The following is a 19,649-nucleotide window of genomic DNA, read 5'->3' as shown; positions in this document are numbered from 1 at the left end:
GGCAAAAACGGTGGGGGGAGGAGAGGTCCTCAGATATACATGCGGGTGTCGGCAGGGGCCGCCGGCGCCTCGCGCTTCACCTTCTTGATCGCCGAAAGGAAGTCCTCGCGGTAGACGGCATCGGCGTCCCGCCGGACCGCCATCATGCCGGCCTCGCGGCAGATCGCCTGCAGTTCCGCGCCGGTGGTGCTCCCGGCGAGGTTCGCGAGCTCGACGAGGTCCACGTCCCCTGCGAGCGTCATCTTCGCGGTGTGGATCTTGAAGATCTCAAGGCGCGCCCCGTCGTCGGGGAGCGGGATCTGGATGACCCGGTCGAACCGGCCGGGGCGGAGGAGGGCCGGATCCAGCATATCGATCCGGTTTGTCGCTGCCATGATCCGGACGTTGCCGCGGTTCCCGAAGCCGTCCATCTCGGCCAGGAGCTGCATCAGCGTCCGCTGGACCTCTGCGCTCCCGGAGGTCCCGTCGTTCGTGCGCATGCTCCCGACCGCGTCGATCTCGTCGATGAAGACGATCGCCGGAGCCCGCTCCCGGGCAAGGATGAAGAGCTCCCGGACGAGTTGCGCGCCTTCGCCGATGTACTTGTGGACGAGCTCGCTCCCGGACATCCTGATGAACCGGGCGTTGGACTGGCGGGCCACCGCCTTTGCGATCAGGGTCTTCCCCGTTCCCGGCGGGCCGTAGAGGAGGATGCCCTTCGGGGGCTCCACGCCGATGCGCTCGTAGATCTCGGGCTTCGTGAGCGGGTACTCGACGGCCTCGCGGACCTCCTCGATCTCTTCTTTCAGGCCGCCGACCTGCTCGAAGGTCACGCTCGGCTGCTCGTCGAGTTCCATGACCCGGACCCGTGCGTCGTAGATGTTACCGATCGTCTTGACGATAGAGAGCGTATTGTTCACCGCCACCTTCATCCCGGGCTTGAGGGTGCGGTGGAGTTTCTCGTTGACCGCGGTAACGTATTCCTGGTTGTTGCCCTGCTGTCGGAGATACACTTCGCCGTTCTCGAGCACATCGACCACAGCGGCAACAAACAGCGGCACCCTCTTTAACTGAGCGTTCTCTTTCCGGAGCTGCTGGAGCTCTTTTTCCAGCAGCTCGTTTTTGAGTTTGTAATCCAGGATCTGAGCCTTTAAATCCTGGATCTGGAGGCTGAGCATGTCGTGCTCGCTGCCAGGGGTGTTGCCAATGGTTTCGTCCATGTCACTCATATAGTTGGATCTCCAACCTCATTATAGTGTGGTGGCATTGATCGTGAAAGGCAGAAGCATATCCCGGGGTATCGGGAGCGGGGACCTCCTCGTTTCGCCCGAGCCCATATCCTTCCTCTCCGGCGTCGACCCGGAGACCGGTATCGTCGTCGAGCACGGGCATCCGCTTGAGGGGCAATCGATCGCGGGCCGCGTCCTCGCCTTCCCGCACGGGAAGGGCTCGACGGTCGGATCGTACGTGATCTACGCGCTAAAGCAGAACAATCTCGCTCCCGCCGCGATCATCAACACGGAGGCCGAGCCGATCATCGCGGTCGGGGCGATCATCGCGGGGATCCCCATGGTCGACCGCCTCCCGCCGGCGTTCTCCCGCCTCGCCCCCGGCACTATGATGACGGTGAACGGGGATACGGGCGAGGTATCATATGACGAGACCGCGTGATGCCTGTTGTGCAGACCTACTATGAGGTCCTGGGTGTCGCTCCCGACGCGACCCCCGAGGAGATCCGGGCGGCCTACCGGAGACTTGCGAAACTGTACCATCCCGACGTCAACTCCGACCCGGACGCAGGCGAGCGGTTCATCGCCATCCAGCAGGCCTACGAGACGCTGAGCGATCCGGAGGCCCGGGCGCGCTACGACCTCTCTCTCCGGGGAGGTGCGGGTCCCGGGCAGCACGACCCGTTCTGGTCCCGTCCGGCCGGCGGGGCAGGGCAGACGATGTGGACGCGGGGCTACACCTGGAGAGCGGAGACCCCCCGGTCCGGGGGCGGGTGGTTCGGCCTCATGGCGTTCATCCTCGTCTGGGCCGTGGCACTCGTCTTCATGCTCGTCTTCTCGCTCCTCTCCCGCGCGATAGCGGGCGGCAGGCGGGAGTAACCCCTCGGTCGCCCGGGGGGTCCGGAGCCGACGCCGCGGCGGATCACGCGAAACCTTATCTGGTGGAACCGCCACTCACCACTCTATCCCTGAGGAGGCGTGATCGGCATGGAGAAGGTGAAGCGATTCCGGTGCAAGTACTGCAACTACGTCTACTCCCCGTTGCGGGGAGAGCCGCATCGCGGAATCCCCGCAGGTACCGCGTTTGAAGACCTGCCGGAGGATTACCTATGCCCGGTCTGCGGTGCGACCGGCAAGGGTCCCATAGGATCGTGGGGGTTCGAGCTCTGGGAGCCGACGAAGTACGTCTGCAAGATCTGCGGCTACGTGTACGACAAAAACCGGGGTGAGCCGCTTCGCGGCTACCCGAAAGGCACCGCGTTCGAAGATCTGCCGGAGGACTATACCTGCCCCGTCTGCGGGATGGACCCACAGATCACAAGTTTCCACGGGCCGGTCGGCAAGTCGCAGTTCGATCCCATTCTTGATGTGTGACGGGAAGCGGGGGCGTAACCGGCCCCCTTCTCCCCGCTCTGTCCGAGGCTTTCCGCGGGTTTGAGACCCTGGAGGGCCGGTCCGTCCGCCGATCCCTGACGATATAGCGGTCTTTAGTTCTCACTCCCGCGGCCCGGCAGGGGAGCCCTTCCTGCCCCCGGAGAGATCCCGGCTCCGGGTCGCTCTGCAGGGCACGGGCTCGCCGGTGCTTCCCGAACAATACCCTTATATTTCCCGCTCGGTATTATAGTCGAAAACGCAACTGTCCCAACAGCTGCGGCTTCTCAACGAGCCGGGCGCGCCCGTCCGCAGAGGCGGCCGCATCCAGCAGGATACTGAATCTACCGGGGGACTTTCGTGGACTCGATCAGGATTGCAATTGTTGGTGTCGGAAACTGTGCCAGTTCGCTGCTTCAGGGGATCGAATACTACCGGGGAAGGAACGAGGCAGACGCAATCGGACTGATGCACTGGGATCTCGGCGGCTACCTGCCCTCCGGGATCGAGGTTGCCGCAGCGTTCGATATCGATGCGAGGAAGGTCGGGAAGGACGTCTCCGAGGCCATCTTCTCCCCCCCGAACTGCACGACGATCTTCTGCCCGGAGATGCCGAAGACCGGCGTGACCGTCCGGATGGGACGGGTGCTCGATGGGTTTCCCGAGCATATGCAGGGCTATAAGGAAGAGAACAGGTTCGTGCTCGCCGACGAGGAGGAGGCGTCCCGCGAAGAGATCGTCCGGGCGCTCGAGGAGTCGGGCGCCGAGATGCTGCTCAACTACCTCCCCGTGGGGTCCGAAGAGGCAGTACGGTTCTACGCCGGGTGCGCTCTCGAGGCGGGTATCGGTTTCATCAACAACATGCCGGTCTTCATCGCGAGCGACCCGGCCTGGGCCGAGAGGTTCCGCGAGCGTGGTCTCCCGATCATCGGCGACGACGTCAAGGCCCAGCTCGGCGCGACGATCACCCACCGGGTCCTCGCCGACCTCTTCCGGCGGCGGGGCGTGAAGCTGGACCGGACCTACCAGCTCAACACCGGCGGGAACACCGACTTCATGAACATGTTGAACAGGAGCCGCCTCGCCTCGAAGCGGCAGTCGAAGACCGAAGCGGTGCAGTCGGTCCTCGAGGTGCCGCTCGACGACGACGACATCCATATCGGGCCGAGCGACTACGTCTGCTGGCAGAAGGACAACAAGGTCTGCTTCCTCCGGATGGAAGGGAGGCTCTTTGGCGATATTCCCATGCATATCGACCTCCGCCTCTCCGTCGAGGACTCGCCGAACTCCGCCGGGATCGTCATCGACGCCATCCGGTGCTGCAAACTCGCCCTTGACAGGGGTATCGGCGGCGTGCTCACGGCCCCGTCCGCCTACTTCATGAAGCATCCCCCGGTGCAGGTCAGGGACGACGACGCCTATCACATGACCGAGGAGTTCATCCGGGGTCTGCGGCGCGACTGAAGCACGGTCCGTCACTCGATGAGGACGAGACCGACAGAGGTGATCTTGCCGTGGACGATCTTCCCGTACTCGAGGTCCCGGCAGGGGATGACGTGCAGGTCCAACCCGGCCTTCCGGGCGGTGGCAAAGACGTCGATTCCTGCGCCTTCCATCGTCGGGCGGACGAGGTCCATGTGCCGGCAGAGCCTCCGGATGCTCTCGTCGACGATCCCTTCGTGCTCCTCGGCGACGCAGTGCTGGTGCTCGCAGTAAATGCAGGGGTATCCCCCAAACCCGAAGGCCTTCGGGAAATCGTCGTAGAAGGCCGTCTTCTCGAGGAGGTGGACCGTCGAGTTCACCCAGAGGATGAGGTCGCGGAAGAACGGGTGAAAGTCGAGGGGGATCTCGTCGGGCTTCAGGTCGGGATGTCCCGGCACGCCCTCGAACCGCAGAAGGAGGGCGGTGCCGTACTCGGAGAGCAGCCGCCGGGTCTCGGCAGGGGTCGGGGCGTAGGGCGGGCAGGACATATGCTTCCCGTATCCCTTGCACCCGAACCGGCATTTGAACCGCACCCACTCCGCGACGACGACGTCGTGTGCCGCTATCTGCCGCGCCTCCGCGCCGCGCTCCCGCGCAAGGGCGGAGAGCTTCTCGATCTCTTCCTCGAGTCTGCCTCTCACCGCGCTTCCCCTCGATGAGAGGTGTCTCCCGCCTCCGGATATTTATGTGTGGTTGTGAGAGGGGCCGGCAGAGTGGGTGGCCAGACGGTATCCATAAGTAGACAGGCTCACGCGAAGCCGCGAAGAACGCGAAGAATGGTAGATGGGTATGATACTCCCCTTCGCACCTTGACGGTGCTCAAACTCCGGCCCTTCGGCCCATCGTCCTTCGAAGCCTGATGGCTTCTCATGCTCGCTTTGCTCGCAAGTCGCACCTCCGGTGCTCCAACTCCGCTCCGCAGGAGCGTCGTTCTCCGCACCTGAGGGTGCTCAAACTCCCTCCCCATCGGGGAGGTCGTTCTTCGCGGCTTCACGCTCTTCGCGTGAGGCCGTATTGTTATCTGCTCCCGTTAGCTCGCGCGAAGCCGGAACATCACAGGCCGTGCCTTATCGAGCTCCGGGACTTGCCCTCACCCCGCCGGCTCTATCCCGGCGCAGACATCCCGTCCAGGGTCGAGGAGGACGTCGTGCGGGAGCCCGATGAGCGCGACCGCCGCGAGCGCCCCGATGACGCCCCGGCCGCCGTGAAGGTGCGCCCTAAACCGTCCCGCGGTCGCTTCGGCCTCCTCCCGGCTGAGCACTGCCTCTCTCGCGCTCCTCCCGAAGGCCCGGAGATCCCGGGGTACCCGGAACCCCTGCCGGACGGCGACACCCCACTCCGGGGATGCCGCCTCGTCCGCGACGAACCGCACGGCGGCCTCCTCAACCTGCGGCACGAGATCGGGCTCCACCGCGAGTTCGATGCAGCTGCAGGAGTTCCCGGCGGTCCGGCACTCGAGCCGGGGGTTGAGCATCGCGACGCGATGGCCGATCGGCATGACGCCGTCGAGTTTCTCGAGGTGCTGGAGGAGGGCGAGGGCGAGGGCGAAGGTCGCGCCCTCGCTCGCGGTATCGGTGTCGTCGATCCCGATAGCGACGTAGGCGAGCGCCCGGGTGATCACCTCCCCCTCGACGACCGGGCCTTCGCGGTGGAGGGTGACGCCGCAGACGCCCTCGGCAAACGACATCATATCGGTGAGCGAGTAGGCCGGGCCCCCGATGCACCGGATCTGCTGGCGGATGTGGCCGTCGTCGTGGAAGACGCCGACGATCCCGACCGCCGGTGCCGGATCGAGCCCGACGGCGACCTCCCGCCGTCCGACGACCGCCCGCTCCCGGAGCAGGGTCCCGTCCCGGCGGACCGACCGGAGGGCGCCGCCGGCGCGGGCATGGTGGAACTCGCAGAAGGCCGCGCACCCCCCACTCATGCACTCGTGGTAGATCTCGACCTCGTCGCCGTCGACGGTGGTGAAGACCCGGCGGCAGGCGCTCTCGGGGATCACGCTGCTTGCGGCATACCGGGCCGCATGCCGACCCCGCTGCTCCTCCGTGACGACGACGCACCCCTCCTCGATGAGGCGGTTCACCCAGTCCTGGACGGTGCTCCGGGGGGTGTCGGTGGCCCCCGCGATATCGGCCACCGTAAAGTAGCCGTGCTCGAACGTCGCCTGACGCATCAGCCGCAGGTAGCCTTTCCGCCGTTCAAGAACCCTGGACATGCCTGCTCTGGATGTAGAGGAGGTCGCCGATCACGGCGCTGGCGGTCTCGGTGGAGCCCGCGCCCTTCCCGATGAACGTCAGATCACCGGCGAGGTCCGTCTCGACGGTGACGGCGTTGAGCGTCCCCTCGACGACGAGCGGGTGTGTCTTCGCGATGATCCGCGGGGAGACGCGGAGCACCCCGGCCTCCGGGACGATCTCGCCGATCAGCCGGATGGTGCAGTCCTGGTCCTCCGCAAGCTGCAGGGCGTCGGGCGTGAGGAGGCTGATCCCCGTCCTCTCCACGCTGTCGAGCCCGGTCCGCATATCGAGGATGGTGTTTGCCAGGATGACCAGTTTGATCGCCGCGTCGATCCCCTCGACGTCGTAGGTCGGGTCCGCCTCGGCGTAGCCGAGCTCCCGCGCCTCCGCGAGGGCCTGCTCGTAGGTGAGGCCCTCTGCCGCCATCCGGGTGAGGATGTAGTTGCAGGTGCCGTTGAAGACCCCGTAGAGCCGGGAGATGGTGTTGCCCGCAAGCCCCTCCTGCATCGCGTGGATGAGCGGGATTGCCCCGCAGACCGTCGCCTCGTACTTCAGGAAGACCCCGTTCTCTTCCGCAAGAGCGCGGAGTTCGGGGTAGGCGAGGGCGATCGGACCTTTGTTCGAGGTGACGACGTGTTTACGCCGCCGGAGCGCCGCCCGGATATGCCCCAGCGCCGGTTCGCCGTCATCCACGTTCGTCGGGGTCACCTCGACGAGGACGTCGTAGTCCGCCTTCGCCACCACGTCGGCGGGGGTGACACCTGCGTTGCCGCAGGGACCGCCGTTCTCCTTCCGGGCGAGCGCCGCCGCAAGATCGATCCCGGCGGCGTCGATGATGCCGCTCTTCGAGTCGGCAATCCCGGTGACGGTGATATCGAGGTCTTTTGCAAGGATCACGCGGGCGATGCCCCGGCCGACGGATCCGAAGCCGAGAAGGGCTATCCGCATCATGCATCCTCCAGGGGCTCGACGATCAGGAGCTCCTTCTGTTGTGCGACCTCGCGCAGGAGCCGGATCGCCTTCTTCATCTCCGGTCGGGTGGTCGAGCGGATGGTGATGCGGGCCGACGAAGGCGAGTTGATCGCCGGCATGACGAGGGAGAGCTCCGTCACCTCGGCCGAGCCGGTCCGGTCGATCCGGTCGACCGTGTCGGAGATGTCCGTGTGCATCAAGTGGCCGATCATGATCAGCGTGCACTCGTAGAGAAGCCGCTCCTCGCCGATACGCACGACGCTGACGCCCTGCTCCCGGAGCAGCTCGAGGAGGTTCTCGAGGCGTCCCTCAGGGAGTTCCAGGACGATCTGGACGTCCAGCGCTTCTGCGGGCGTCGTGGCCTCTCTCTGGTGGATGACCGCGATGATGTTCCCCCCGACTGCCGAGATCGGTTTGAGGGCGGCGACCAGCTGTCCGGGCTGGTCCTTCATCTCGAGCTTCATGGATACCTGCAAAAAACCACCTGCTGAATTGTTGACCTGCCGGAGAGATAAGCCTTATACTCTAAAACCTGCCCGTCGGCAGGGAAGGGCCGCAAAAAGTGGAAGGGGTGGGGCGGTACCTCTAGCGCACCGAGCCGGGTGCACCGGTGATGATGGTGAGGGCCCGGGCGAACTCCGGCAGGATCTCGCCGGGGATGCCCATGACGAGCTCGTTGTCCTCGATACCGGAGAACCGGCGCGAGCCGTCGCAGCCGAGGGAGTAGTTGATCCTGCCGGTCAGGTAGGGCAGCGCGGTCGCGTCCGCGCAGACCGACTGGATTCCCGACATCGTCGACTCGATCCGCCCGCCGAGATGGTAGAGCGTGGTCTGCGCGAGTTTCAGCATCGTCCGCGGTTCGGCGACGATGACGACGACGTGCGGGTCGAACGGCGTCTTCTCGAGCGGCGCGTAGACCGTCGCGTAGGTCTCGAGCTCGGGGACGTGGGGGACCTGCTGGATGGTCCGCATGCAGGCGGCCCAGCTCTCGAACTTGCCGAGCTTGTAGTAGAACTCCCCTGAGCGGAGGCTTTTGGTGAGTTCTTTCAGGCCGAGGGACCAGCCGCCCCCCATGCAGACGTGTTTGTCGGCGGTCGCGTAGAAGATCTCGCCGTCCAGCCGGGCCCTGCTGATCATCTGGCAGTGCCGGACCGTCTCCTCGATCGGGCCGACCCCTTCGGGGATGCCTTCGGGGCTCTTTGCAAGTTTCACCGCGACCGGCGATCCCCTGAGGTCCAGGGTCGTCTTCAGCAGTTCTGCGATCTCCGCGTAGGGGATCTGCGTGCGCATCTGGTCTTCCATGATCGTGCTCACTCCTCTGTGCAGATAATCCCCGCGGTCACTCATAAAATCTCGGGTAGCGGTATCAGAGGTTTCGGAGCTTGTGGTTCACCTTCTCAAAGAACGGCTTGCCGGTGGCGACGAAGAGGGCGGGGTCTTCCGACATCTTCACCGTGATCGTGGCCTCTCTCTCCAGTTCAAAGGTGCTCTGGCCGTCAATGACGAGGTGCGCCGGCTTCTCGGTCTCGAGTGCTATCTCCAGGTTCCTCCGGGTGCTGATGAGGTGCGGGCGGGACGAGAGCATGTAGGGCGCGAGCGGCACGAGGAGGAACCCCTCGATCTGCGGGTCGACGATCGGCCCGCCCGCGCTCATGGCGTAGGCGGTCGACCCGGTCGGGGTGGATATGAGCAGGCCGTCGGCCCTGAACCGCTCGGCGGACGTCCCGTCGACCCAGACGCAGAACCGGAGCATCTTCGCCGGCCGGTCGGTGACGACGACCGCCTCGTTCAGGGCGTCCCCGATCCACGTCCCGTCGACGGAGAGGCTGATCCGCATCCGGGGTTCGACCTGGAGGTTATCCTTTCGGCCGGCAAAGAACGCGCGTGCCTCGTCGGGCTCGAGATCCGCAAGGAACCCCACCTCGCCCCAGTTGATCCCGAGGACCGGGACCTGCTTCTTCATCTGGTGGACGGTGAGGAGGACCGACCCGTCGCCGCCGACGACAACCACGAGGTCGCCGGCGATCTCCTCAAACGGGATCCCCTCCCTCCCCAGGTGCCGCGCCGTCCCTGCTTCGAGGGCGACGCCGTGGCCGAGGGATTCGAGGTCGCGGGCGAGCGACGCGGTGTAGTCGAGCGCCTCCGGGTCGTCGAGACGGGATACGAGTACGATCTTCATCGCGGCCTACCTCAGGTACTCGATCACCTTGTTGTGCACGACCCCGTTCGTGGCGACGAGGCTCCTGCCGACGGAGACCTCGTCGGGGAAGATGAGGGCGTTCCCCTCGAGGTCCGAGACGGTCCCCCCGGCCTCCTCGCAGACCAGCATCCCCGCCGCCGCATCGGTGACGCGGAGCGTCCCCCGCACGTCGACGAATCCGTCGATGCGGCCGCACCCTACGTAGCAGAGCTCGAGCGCCGATGCGCCGAGGAGGCGCCAGCGCCGGATCTGCCGGTTGATCCCGAGGACGCGGGTCGGGTCGAACTTCCGGCCGTAGACGCTCATGGCGCACTCTTCGAGGAGCGAGACCTGCGATACCCGGATGGGGTGTCCGTCGAGGAACGCGCCCTGCCCGCGGACGGCGTGGAACGTCTCACCTGTCGCGAGGTTCCGGACGTATCCCTGCCGGACGATGCCGTCTTCTGCGTACGCGATCGAGAGGGCATAGAACGGTATCCCGACCACGGCGTTGTAGGTGCCGTCGATGGGGTCGAGGAATATGGTGCCGTTCTCCCCGCCCATCTCGGCGCAGCCGAGTTCCTCGCTGATCAGCCGCCGGCAGAACGGGTGGCACCTGAAATAGTCCACGATGATATCCTCCGCGACCTGGTCTATCAGTTTGGTGGGCGTGCCGTCCGCGCCCATCTTCACGTACTCCCCTGCTTCCGGCGTTCCGACCATGCCGGCTACTGCGTCCCAGACGGCCCCCGCCACATCGTCGCATGCCCGGATGAACTCCATAAAATCTCCCTGTACCTACCCTCGTTCTACGGTGTATTTATGTACTGCAATTCAGATACATTAATCACGCGTTTACCGAGTGAGACAATATGAAGGAACAGACAGAAGTTGGGAAGCTGAAGGAAGGACGTTACGTCGTCGTTGAAGATGAGCCTTGCAAGATTGTCTCCATCGCTACCTCCAAACCCGGGAAGCACGGGGCTGCGAAGTCCCGGATCGACTGCATCGGCATCTTCGACGGCGTCAAGCGCTCGATCGTCCAGCCGGTCTCGGCAAAGACTTACGTCCCCATAGTGGAGCGGAAGATGGCGCAGGTCATCTCGATCGCCGGCACGACTCTGCAGCTCATGGACGTCAAGGACTTTGAGATGTTCGAGCTCACCGTGGCCGAGGAGCAGGCCAGCGGTCTCGAGCCCGGCCAGGAGATCCCCTACATCTCGTCCATGGCCAAAAAGAAGCTTGAGTGACGTGTTCTGGCTTACTAAGACGGGCATGCACGAGCTTGCCCACCCCCATTTTGCCGATGCGGATGCGTCCTACGAAGACGCCCGCTACGTCGTCTTCGGCGTGCCTTACGACGGGACAACGTCGTTTCGGCCCGGGACGCGGTTTGGGCCGCGGGCGATCCGGGACCTCTCGTTCAACTTCGAGTCCTACGACCCCTCGACCGGGATAGACTTCTCCGAGGTGCCGGTCGCGGACCTCGGCGATCTCGCGGTCTCGCGGCTGCCGGAAGACCTGGTCAACCAGGTGGCCGACGTCGCGGGCGATATCGTCGGCGACGGGAAGGTGCCGGTGATGCTCGGTGGCGAGCATACTGCGACGGTGGGGGCGGTCAGGGCTGTCCGGCCTGAGGTCTACGTCGTCTGCGACGCGCACCTGGACCTGCGGGAGGAACTCGACGGGACGCCCTACAGCCACGGCTGCGTCACCCGGCGGGTCCTCGAGACGGTCGGAGACGTCGTGATCATCGGCGGCAGGAGCGGGGACCGTGAACAGTTCGAGGTCGCGGCGGAGAAGACGAGACTGTATACTGCGGATATGGTGCGCGACATGGGGATCGGGGCCGTCCTCGCCGAGGTTATCGAGCTGATCGGGGGGAGGAGGACCTACCTCTCGATCGACGCCGACGCGATCGACTGTTGCCTCACCCCCGGCCTCGGGACGCCCGAGCCGTTCGGGATGACCCCGCTCGATATCCGGGAGGTCGTGCGGACCCTGGCGCCGCAGGTCGTCGGCTTCGACTACGTCGAGGTCGCTCCGTTCGATTCCGGGCAGACGGCGGCGGTGGCGGCGCAGATTGTGCGGGAGTTCATCGCACGGCATTGGGTTGCCGGGCGGTGAAGGGGCCCGGGTTCTTTTTTCTGGCGCTCGGTGTTACTGCCGGCTCATGTGAAAAGCGGTGAAGATCTCTCATACTGCTCTGATCGAGAGCACCCTCGGGTCCGGGAGGGCGGGGGTTTATTCGGGTGAAAGCGCCCGCCCCCTGTTGCCAGGAGTTTTATCTTCCCGGAACCTGTGAATCTACCTTGCGGCCGGAGGGCCACGCCCGACGGACAAACTGCGCGCCACCGTATCCCGCACCGGAACGACCCCGTTTCAGATCTTTGCGGAGATGGGAAGGTTAACAAAATTTCCATGCTCACACAGGGTACACGGCAAAACATCGCCCCGGTGTGCCCAAAGGAACAAAACACCCCCCATCTTTGCAGGTATTTTAAATACGCGCTCATAGGTCCCGGATGGAGAATCCCGGAAAATAATAGTGATTTCGATGCTGCAGCATCCCGATACACAAATTTATAGGTAGCCTCCCCCAAGCTTGAGTGAATCAATCGTGCCAAGAGGGGATGCGTTGTCTTCAGGTAATAAAGAGCCGTCGGTATCTCAATATATTCTCATATTCGCGATACTGATGGCTTTCTGGTATATGCTTTCAGGACAACTGGATCCGTTCTACCTGGGTGCCGGGATCATATGTTGCGGTATCATAACTCTTATCTCCGGGGATCTCGTCTTCAGATCCAACACAAGCGTCTTTCGATCCGCACGGACATTTGTCAGGTTCGTCCTCTATATCCCCCGACTGATGGTGGCTATCGTCTACGCCAACATCGATGTCGCGTACCGGATCCTTCACCCGAAGATGCCGATCGATCCTGCGCTCATCACCATCGAGACACCGTTTCGAGACGATGTCCTGAGAACATCGTTTGCGAATGCGATGACCCTGACGCCCGGCACGGTTACGGTCGACGTCACCGGCGGAACATTCATCGTGCATGCCCTCGTGCGGGAGATGGCGGAAAAAGACCTCCTCGAAGGGAGGGACATTCAGAACCGTCTGGCACGGATCTTTGGTGAGAGCGATGATTGATATCTTCTACGCCAGCGTGATCGTGCTGATCCTGACCATCTTCCTCTGCCTGTACCGGATACTCGTTGGGCCGGGAGTGGAGAACCGCCTGATCGCCGTCAACACCGTCGGAACAAAGACGATTGTCCTGCTGGTTCTCGTCGGTTTCATCCTTGAACGGCCGATCTTTCTGGACATAGCAATAGTCTATGCAATGATCAACTTCATCGCGACGCTTGCGATCGCCAAGTACCTCGGGAGGGGATGCATCTGCTGAATACACTGGCCCTGATCTTCATCGTAATCGGCCTCTTCTTCATGGTCGTCGGTGCCGTCGGCCTTGTCAGGCTGCCTGACTTCTATACCCGCGCCCATGCAAGCGGCAAGTGCGACACCCTCGGAGTGGGGATGATGCTCATCGGTTTCATCCTGTACGAGGGGGTGAGCCAGGTTGCGGTGAAACTTCTGCTCCTCGTGATCTTCACCTACATCACGTTACCGACGGCGATCCACGCCCTCGTGCACTTTGCCCGCGTTTGCGGGGTCGAACCGTGGAAGAAGGGGGATGCACGGCGGTGATCTGGGAACTCGAGTTTGCCCTCCTCCTGTTTATGATCATCTGCGCGATCGCGGCGATCACGGTCCGCGATCTCCTCTACGCAACGGTCATACTTGCTGCCTACTCGTTGATCATGACGGTGCTCTGGTCGGCGATGAATGCCGTCGACGTCGCCTTCACGGAGGCGGCGGTCGGGGCCGGGATAACCACCGTACTCTTCATTGCAGCCATAGCACGAACCAGAAGGAGTTCATCAGATTGAGGGCTAAAGCTCTGCTTGCGGTTCTTTTCATCGGCATCATCCTCTTCTGGACGGTCGAGGATATGCCGGCGTTCGGCGATCCACAAGCTCCGGCCACGCAATACACCGGAAGACTATACGTCGATTCGGTCCTTCCCGATATCGGGATCGACAACATCGTCACTGCAATACTTGTCAGTTACCGTGGATTCGATACGCTCGGGGAGGTCATGGTGATCTTCACCGCGGGGTTAGCGGTCACCCTCCTGCTCAGACGGGGTGGGCGGCTATGAGAGAGAACGTCGTCATCAGGACCGTATCCCGGCTTTCGGTGCCGTTCATCCAGGTTTTTGCGCTGTACGTCATCGTTCACGGCGCACTGGAGGCCGGCGGAGGATTCCAGGGGGGGGTGGTCTTTGCCGCATCGTTCATCCTGATGCTCATCGCCTTCGGCCGTGCCAGCGTCAGAAAACGGCTCGCTGAAAGATGGATCGTGATCTACTCGGCTCTCGGTATCACCATCTACGTCGGCATCGGGCTTCTCTGTCTCCTCGTGGGGGGCAACTTCCTGGAGTACGGGGCAATCGAGGCGTTCCTCGGCATACCGCACCTCCAGGTCTACCTCATCGACGGAATCGAGATCGCGATCGGGATCACCGTGATGGCGGTGATGACGTCGATCATCTGCGATATGGCCGATAAAGGGGGTGAGTCTTCATGATCGAGGCGTTCTACGAACTCTTCCTCTCGCGGTACAACTACTGGATGGCAATCATCCTGATGCTGATCGGGCTCTACGCATTGATTGCAAAGCAGAACCTGGTGAAGAAACTCATCGGACTCAACATCTTCCAGACCGCGATATTCCTCTTCTACATCTCGTTTTCAGAGGTGCGGGGAGGCACCGCTCCGATCTACCTTCCCGAAGGGGTGGACGCCCTCTACGTCAACCCGCTTCCGCATGTGCTCATACTGACCGCGATCGTTGTCGCGGTGAGCATAACCGCGGTCGGGCTTGCGCTCATCGTCCGGATCTACGAGGAGTACGGGGTCATCGATGAGGACGACCTGATGCAGGTGGTGAGGGGGCGATGATAGACCATCTTCCGGCCCTCCTGATCGCCGTCCCGTTCTTTTCGGCGCTCCTGATACTTCTGGCCGGCTGGTACGACCGGAGGTTCTGCTACCCCATATCGCTCATAACGATCCTTCTCCAGTTCGGAGCCGCGATCGCCCTCCTCTCTGAGGTGATGCGGGAAGGCACGATCCGGTACCACCTCGGCGGATGGCCGCCGCCGCTCGGGATCGAACTCGTCATCGACAGTTTCAACGGCTACATCCTGGCGATAATCCTGTTCCTCTCCGCAGCGACGGTGGTCTATGCCCGAAGAAGCGTTGAAAAGGAGATAGACCCGGAGAAGAAGGTCTCGTTCTACGTGCTCTTCCAGCTCCTCGTAACCGGCCTTGCCGGCATGACGATCACGGGGGATGTCTTCAATCTCTATGTCTTCCTTGAGATCTCATCGATCGCCACATACGCCCTGGTTGCCTCGGCCGGAAGGCCGCGCTCGTACGTAGCAGGCTTCAACTATCTCGTCCTCGGGTCGATTGCAGCAGGGTTCATCCTGCTCGGTATCGGGAACCTCTATGTCGCGACCGGGACGCTGAATATGGCAGAACTCGCGGTCCTGCTCCCTGCATCCTACGACCTTGCAACAGTTCATTCTGCGTTCCTCTTCCTGATCATCGGGTTCTCCATCAAAACCGCGTTCTTCCCGCTTCATCTCTGGCTGCCCGATGCGTACGCAGAGGCGCCGTCGGCAGTGACGGTGCTGATATCGACCGTGATGGCAAAGGTGAACGTCTATGCGCTGTTCCGGATCGTCTTCACGGTCTTCACGACGGCGTATGTCGTCGAGACCTTCCCGGTGACCGGGCTCATCCTCTTCATCGCGACGGTTGCGGTCATTGCCGGAGCGATACTGGCCATCGCACAGAGCGATCTCAAGCGGCTGCTCGCGTACTCGAGCATCAGCCAGATCGGGTACATCATGTTTGCACTCGGTGTTGCAAACCAGCTTGCCCTGGAAGGCGGCCTCCTGCACATCCTCGGCCATGCCGTGATGAAAGGCTGCCTCTTCATGGCCGCAGGACTGATCATCTACCGGATGGGAACGTCGCGGCTCTCCGACCTCAAAGGAGTCGCGAAGACGATGCCGATCTCCTGCGCTGCGTTCGCTCTTGCCGGAGCGTCGATGATCGGCATTCCCCCCACGATCGGGTTTGCGAGCAAATACTACCTCGTCCTCGGGGCGATCGAAGCGGGCCAGTGGGGCTATGCAGCTGTCTTCCTGCTCGGCTCGCTCCTTGCGGTCGGGTACATCTGGCGGTTCATCGAGATCGCCTACTTCGGGGACCACCACGGCGAAGACCACCATCCGGCCGCGGCACGCGAAGGCCCTGTCTCGATGCTCGTCCCGATGGTCGGCCTCGCTCTCCTCTGCCTCTTCCTCGGCGTCTTCGTCGAGGTCGTGATAGAGGCCGTCAGGCCCGCGGCGATGCTCCTCCTGGGGGGTGCCTGATATGGACATGAGTCTGCTTCCGGCGGTGACCATAGCCATCCCGCTCCTGGCGGCGGTGCTGATCCCGATCGTCGGAAGGCACGAGAATATACGGGAAGCGGTCACGATAACGGCCGCGGTGGCGATGCTCGGCTCCGTACTTGCGATGCTTCCCGCGGTCCTCTCCGGCAGCCGGATCACGATCTCGCTCCTCCCGATGGTTCCGGGCGGGGACCTTGCTCTGCGGGTGGATGCCTTCGGGATGGTCTTTGCCCTCACTGCCGCCGTTCTCTGGCTCCTGAACTCCTTCTACGCGATAGGTTACATGCGGTCGCTGAAGGAGCACGCGCAGACGAGGTTCTTCTTCTGCTTTGCCGTTGCAATCGCTGCTGCGGTAGGGATAGCCTTCTCGGAGAACCTCCTGACGCTCTTCGTCTTCTACGAGATCCTGACGATCATCACCTATCCGCTCGTCGTCCATGTCGAGACGCCGGCGGCGATGAAGGCGGGGAGGAAGTACCTCGCGTACCTTCTCGTCGGGGGGATCGCCCTCCTTGCCGCAGTCATCGTGACCTATGCCCTCACCGGGACAACCGTATTTGTTCCCGGCGGGTTCCTGGCGGGATCGGGTTCCGCGCTCATCCTGCAGGTCCTCTTCCTCCTCTTCATGGTCGGGTTCGTGAAAGCGGCGTGGATGCCCCTCCACGGCTGGCTCCCTGCGGCGATGGTCGCCCCGACGCCGGTGAGCGCGTTCCTCCATGCGGTTGCCGTCGTCACGGCGGGCGTCTTCGGGGTCGTCCGGATCGCCGGGTGGGTTTACGGCATGGACCTGATGGCGTCGCTCGGCCTCGGCGTCTTCCTTGCCGCGATCGCCTCGTTCACGATCGTAACCGCGTCCCTCTTCGCCCTGACCGAGGACAATCTCAAGCGGAGGCTTGCCTACTCGACCGTGAGCCAGCTCTCCTACATCCTGCTCGGCGTCTCCATGCTCTCGGTCGCCGGGATGACCGCGGCGATGGTGCATATCCCGATCCACGCGTTCCTCAAGATCACGCTCTTCCTTGTTGCAGGAGCGGTCATCGTCTCTGCCGGGAAAGAGTGTATCTCCGAGATGAAGGGGATCGGCAGGAAGATGCCGGTGACGGCCCTGATGTTCTCGGCGGCCGCACTCGGGATCTGCGGTCTGCCCCCGCTTGCGGGTATCATCAGCAAGATCTACCTCGCGCTCGGCGCGGTCGAGGGGGGTATGCCGATCCTCCTGCTGGTGATCATCGCGAGCACCGTCCTGAACACCGCCTACTTCCTCCCGATCATCCACACGATGCTGCTGCAGCGGCCCGACGACGAGCGGTCGCTCGACTCCGTCACCGAACCCCCTCTCGTGATGCTCATCCCGATCGTCCTGACGGCGGCGATATCCGTCTGGATCTTCCTCTCCCCGTCGATGCCGTTTATGGACCTGGTTGATATTGCAATTGCAGAGATTACAGGATCGGTGATCCCATGATCGCGATACCTCCGGCGTTCGTCTATCTCCTTGGCCTCCTCCTTCTCCCCGTTCTTACCGGGCGGGTCAGGAAGGTATGGGCACTGCTTGTCGGTGTTGCAGGTCTTCTCCTGACCGTCTCGCTCCCGTCCGCAGCACCGGACCTGACGTTCGGGTTCATCCCCGGTGTCGAGACGGTTCTCCTGACGGTCGATCCCATGCGGCACCTCGCGGGCGGTATCTTTGCCGTATCGGGGCTCGCAGCCCTCATCTATGCTGCATACCGGGATATCCCGGCAGCGGAGACGATCGGCATCTTCGCGTCGGTCGGGGCGACGATGGGGATCGTCTATGCAGGCGACTTCATCACGGTCTTTCTCTTCTGGGAGCTCCTCGCCCTTGCGTCGCTCTCGATCATCTGGTCCTCCAGAGCACCGGAATCGTCGGGTGCAGGTTACCGCTACCTCCTCTTCCACATCTTCGGGGGCGCCTGCCTGATCGGCGGGATCGCCTGCACGATAGTGGCAACAGGGAGCGCCGCGGTCGGCCCGGTGGCGGACGGAGCCGGTCTCCTCCTCATGCTGGTCGGGATCGGCGTGAACGCCGCGTTCATTCCCCTCCATACCTGGGTGCCGGACGCCTACCCGAGGGCGTCCGTCGTCGGGTCGGTCGCCCTCTCCATCTTCACGACGAAAGCCGCGGTCTTCATCCTCGCTGCAACAGGGGGGTGGGGGGTTACGGTTGCATACATGGGCGGAGCGATGGCGCTGTATGGTGCCGTCTTTGCGCTGATGCAGGACGATATCCGCCGGCTCCTCGCCTACTCGATCGTCAGCCAGGTGGGCTACATGGTCGCGGCCGTCGGGACCGGCTCGGTTGCCGGGATCGATGCGGGGCTCGCCCATATGGTCAACGACATCCTCTTCAAGTCGCTCCTCTTCATGGTGGCGGGCGCGGTCATCCTCAAGACGGGCCTGCATCGGCTCTCGGATCTCGGGGGCCTTGTAAGGACGATGCCCGTGACCACCCTCTGCGCCGTCATCGGCGGTCTCGCACTTGCGGGGCTGCCGGGCCTGAACGGTGGGGTCAGCAAAGGGATGACGCTCGAGGCGGCGGGCGCGGTCCCCTACCTCGCACCGCTCCTCCTGGTATCCGCCGTGGTGACCGTCACCTACGTCTTCCGGTTCCTCTACCTCGGTTTCCTCCGGCCGGTTGCCGGAACGCGGGAAGGCCACCTCCCGAAGGACCCGCCGGTCCCGATGCTGGCTGCAATGGGGATCAACGTCTTCTTCTGCCTTGCGATCGGGCTCTTCCCGCACCTCCTGACGGACCTCCTGCCCGGCGGGACCGCCGCCCACGTCTTCGACCCGGTGCACCTGCTGGAGTCGGCGGGCATCTTTGCTGCGGCAGGAGCCCTCCTGCTCCTGGCCCCTCCCCTCAGGCACCCTCGCGACGGGGTCGAAACCGACGTCGACGCGCTCTACATCCGGGCCGGGCATGGGGTCGTCTGGTTCTCGTCACATCCGCTCGTACATGCCGCGGATGCGATAGGGTGCGTGATCGAGCGCGTGGTGGGTTGGTTCAGGCACATCTCGGCAAACCCGGCGGTCACCTTTCAGATCGCAGGTAAATCCGTCGCTCTGCCGTTTGTGCGGGCGTTTTCCGGTTCGGAAGAGTCACGGGCGTATGAAGAGGAGCTCATGTTCCTGAGAGATCACTATCCGGACGTTCAGACGACCATCTGGGGCGGCGGACACGGGCTCATCTTCATCAGTATCGTTGCGTTCCTGTACTTCATCTTCAATATAACGAGGTAGGGGCCTCCCCCTCACCTCAAGGACCGGGTTACGCCCGGCATATGCCGTCCGGATCGGGCGCTACATCGTCATCGGGGACGCGGACAACACCTACGGCTTTATCGAGATCAAGCTCCTGATCTCGCTCGATGCCGGCGCCGACATGGTCCTCGGCTTCCGGCTCCGGGGCGAGATCCGGCCCGGAGCCATGCCCGCCCTCCACCACTACGTGGACAATCCCCTGACTCTTCGCTCCTGTGCACGGGCAGATATGATGCCTCCGGCCCTTCTTTCGCAGAAGAATGAAATGATGAAAAAGATGAAAAACGCGCGATGAGATATCTCGCCCCTGGACTCCTTTTGATGCGATGAACGCGGGGTTCGCATGTAAGGATCGTGGGTTTTCCGCCGTTGC

The 19,649-nt window shown here is 63.2% G+C and carries 24 protein-coding genes; 16 read left to right on the top strand and 8 right to left on the bottom strand.

Features of this window, described 5'->3' with window-relative positions:
• Positions 1-29 precede the first annotated feature (29 nt).
• Positions 30-1,208 carry a proteasome-activating nucleotidase gene (locus tag F8E02_RS10230; RefSeq protein WP_317065435.1) on the bottom strand — a complete coding sequence of 393 codons (1,179 nt, stop codon included), beginning with the start codon at positions 1,206-1,208 and terminating at the stop codon, positions 30-32.
• 43 nt (positions 1,209-1,251) lie between these two features.
• Here F8E02_RS10230 and F8E02_RS10225 point away from each other — a divergent pair, with 43 nt between their 5' ends.
• The 4 genes from F8E02_RS10225 to F8E02_RS10210 all read left to right on the top strand — a co-directional run bounded on the left by F8E02_RS10225 (position 1,252) and on the right by F8E02_RS10210 (position 4,043).
• Positions 1,252-1,650 (top strand): DUF126 domain-containing protein, encoded by a 399-nt coding sequence (locus F8E02_RS10225; protein ID WP_317065434.1) that lies wholly within the window; start codon positions 1,252-1,254, stop codon positions 1,648-1,650.
• Positions 1,650-2,087: a J domain-containing protein gene (locus tag F8E02_RS10220; RefSeq protein ID WP_317065433.1), complete on the top strand. Its 438-nt coding sequence runs from the start codon at positions 1,650-1,652 to the stop codon at positions 2,085-2,087. Before F8E02_RS10225 ends, F8E02_RS10220 begins: the two co-directional genes overlap by 1 nt.
• Positions 2,088-2,195: 108 nt before the next feature.
• Positions 2,196-2,582, top strand: a complete 387-nt coding sequence (locus tag F8E02_RS10215; RefSeq protein ID WP_317065432.1) for a rubredoxin — start codon at positions 2,196-2,198, stop codon at positions 2,580-2,582.
• A gap of 357 nt (positions 2,583-2,939) precedes the next feature.
• Complete coding sequence (locus F8E02_RS10210; RefSeq protein ID WP_317065431.1) at positions 2,940-4,043, top strand: inositol-3-phosphate synthase; 1,104 nt, start codon at positions 2,940-2,942, stop codon at positions 4,041-4,043.
• Between the two features lie 11 nt (positions 4,044-4,054).
• On the opposite strand, the gene F8E02_RS10205 is transcribed toward F8E02_RS10210, so the two are convergent.
• The 7 genes from F8E02_RS10205 to F8E02_RS10175 form a co-directional block, all read right to left on the bottom strand.
• A complete protein-coding gene (locus F8E02_RS10205; RefSeq protein ID WP_317065429.1) occupies positions 4,055-4,702 on the bottom strand; it encodes a DUF2284 domain-containing protein in 648 nt (215 codons plus the stop codon).
• Between the two features lie 449 nt (positions 4,703-5,151).
• The gene (locus F8E02_RS10200; protein WP_317065428.1) at positions 5,152-6,279 is read right to left on the bottom strand and encodes a sugar-specific transcriptional regulator TrmB; all 1,128 of its coding nucleotides are present in this window, start codon (positions 6,277-6,279) and stop codon (positions 5,152-5,154) included.
• Positions 6,263-7,249 (bottom strand): homoserine dehydrogenase, encoded by a 987-nt coding sequence (locus tag F8E02_RS10195; protein ID WP_317065769.1) that lies wholly within the window; start codon positions 7,247-7,249, stop codon positions 6,263-6,265. The genes F8E02_RS10200 and F8E02_RS10195 overlap by 17 nt, the downstream gene beginning before the upstream one ends.
• The gene (locus F8E02_RS10190) at positions 7,249-7,737 is read right to left on the bottom strand and encodes an ACT domain-containing protein (protein WP_317065427.1); all 489 of its coding nucleotides are present in this window, start codon (positions 7,735-7,737) and stop codon (positions 7,249-7,251) included. The genes F8E02_RS10195 and F8E02_RS10190 overlap by 1 nt, the downstream gene beginning before the upstream one ends.
• Before the next feature lie 121 nt (positions 7,738-7,858).
• A complete protein-coding gene (locus tag F8E02_RS10185; RefSeq protein ID WP_317065426.1) occupies positions 7,859-8,575 on the bottom strand; it encodes a DUF169 domain-containing protein in 717 nt (238 codons plus the stop codon).
• A gap of 64 nt (positions 8,576-8,639) precedes the next feature.
• Positions 8,640-9,452, bottom strand: a complete 813-nt coding sequence (locus F8E02_RS10180) for an NAD(+)/NADH kinase (RefSeq protein ID WP_317065425.1) — start codon at positions 9,450-9,452, stop codon at positions 8,640-8,642.
• 6 nt (positions 9,453-9,458) lie between these two features.
• Positions 9,459-10,235, bottom strand: a complete 777-nt coding sequence (locus tag F8E02_RS10175) for a bifunctional fructose-bisphosphatase/inositol-phosphate phosphatase (RefSeq protein ID WP_317065424.1) — start codon at positions 10,233-10,235, stop codon at positions 9,459-9,461.
• Positions 10,236-10,324: 89 nt separating this feature from the next.
• Between F8E02_RS10175 and F8E02_RS10170 the strand changes: the two genes are divergently transcribed.
• From F8E02_RS10170 to F8E02_RS10115, 12 genes are all read left to right on the top strand, one after another.
• A complete protein-coding gene (locus F8E02_RS10170; protein WP_317065423.1) occupies positions 10,325-10,702 on the top strand; it encodes a translation initiation factor IF-5A in 378 nt (125 codons plus the stop codon).
• A 1-nt stretch (position 10,703) separates the two neighbouring features.
• A complete protein-coding gene (gene speB, locus F8E02_RS10165) occupies positions 10,704-11,579 on the top strand; it encodes an agmatinase (protein WP_317065767.1) in 876 nt (291 codons plus the stop codon).
• Positions 11,580-12,150: 571 nt separating this feature from the next.
• On the top strand, positions 12,151-12,612 hold the full coding sequence (locus F8E02_RS10160) for a Na+/H+ antiporter subunit E (RefSeq protein WP_317065422.1): 462 nt from the start codon (positions 12,151-12,153) through the stop codon (positions 12,610-12,612).
• Positions 12,605-12,868: a monovalent cation/H+ antiporter complex subunit F gene (locus F8E02_RS10155; protein WP_317065421.1), complete on the top strand. Its 264-nt coding sequence runs from the start codon at positions 12,605-12,607 to the stop codon at positions 12,866-12,868. The genes F8E02_RS10160 and F8E02_RS10155 overlap by 8 nt, the downstream gene beginning before the upstream one ends.
• Positions 12,856-13,170: a monovalent cation/H(+) antiporter subunit G gene (gene mnhG / locus F8E02_RS10150; RefSeq protein ID WP_317065420.1), complete on the top strand. Its 315-nt coding sequence runs from the start codon at positions 12,856-12,858 to the stop codon at positions 13,168-13,170. The genes F8E02_RS10155 and mnhG overlap by 13 nt, the downstream gene beginning before the upstream one ends.
• Positions 13,167-13,412 (top strand): hydrogenase subunit MbhD domain-containing protein, encoded by a 246-nt coding sequence (locus tag F8E02_RS10145; protein ID WP_317065419.1) that lies wholly within the window; start codon positions 13,167-13,169, stop codon positions 13,410-13,412. Before mnhG ends, F8E02_RS10145 begins: the two co-directional genes overlap by 4 nt.
• Positions 13,409-13,684, top strand: coding sequence for a hydrogen gas-evolving membrane-bound hydrogenase subunit E (gene mbhE, locus F8E02_RS10140; RefSeq protein ID WP_317065418.1), 276 nt, complete (start codon positions 13,409-13,411; stop codon positions 13,682-13,684). Before F8E02_RS10145 ends, mbhE begins: the two co-directional genes overlap by 4 nt.
• Positions 13,681-14,112: an MnhB domain-containing protein gene (locus F8E02_RS10135; protein ID WP_317065417.1), complete on the top strand. Its 432-nt coding sequence runs from the start codon at positions 13,681-13,683 to the stop codon at positions 14,110-14,112. The genes mbhE and F8E02_RS10135 overlap by 4 nt, the downstream gene beginning before the upstream one ends.
• A complete protein-coding gene (locus F8E02_RS10130) occupies positions 14,109-14,486 on the top strand; it encodes a cation:proton antiporter subunit C (RefSeq protein ID WP_317065416.1) in 378 nt (125 codons plus the stop codon). Before F8E02_RS10135 ends, F8E02_RS10130 begins: the two co-directional genes overlap by 4 nt.
• Positions 14,483-15,973: a monovalent cation/H+ antiporter subunit D family protein gene (locus F8E02_RS10125; RefSeq protein WP_317065415.1), complete on the top strand. Its 1,491-nt coding sequence runs from the start codon at positions 14,483-14,485 to the stop codon at positions 15,971-15,973. The genes F8E02_RS10130 and F8E02_RS10125 overlap by 4 nt, the downstream gene beginning before the upstream one ends.
• 1 nt (position 15,974) lies before the next feature.
• Entirely contained in the window at positions 15,975-17,459 is a 1,485-nt protein-coding gene (locus F8E02_RS10120) for a proton-conducting transporter transmembrane domain-containing protein (RefSeq protein ID WP_317065414.1), read from the top strand.
• Entirely contained in the window at positions 17,456-19,255 is a 1,800-nt protein-coding gene (locus F8E02_RS10115; protein WP_317065413.1) for a proton-conducting transporter transmembrane domain-containing protein, read from the top strand. Before F8E02_RS10120 ends, F8E02_RS10115 begins: the two co-directional genes overlap by 4 nt.
• Positions 19,256-19,649 lie beyond the last annotated feature (394 nt).

The sequence above is a fragment of the Methanoculleus caldifontis genome, assembly GCF_032842345.1.
Classification (GTDB): Archaea; Halobacteriota; Methanomicrobia; order Methanomicrobiales; family Methanoculleaceae; genus Methanoculleus; species Methanoculleus caldifontis.
This window is presented reverse-complemented; position numbering and strand designations above follow the sequence as displayed.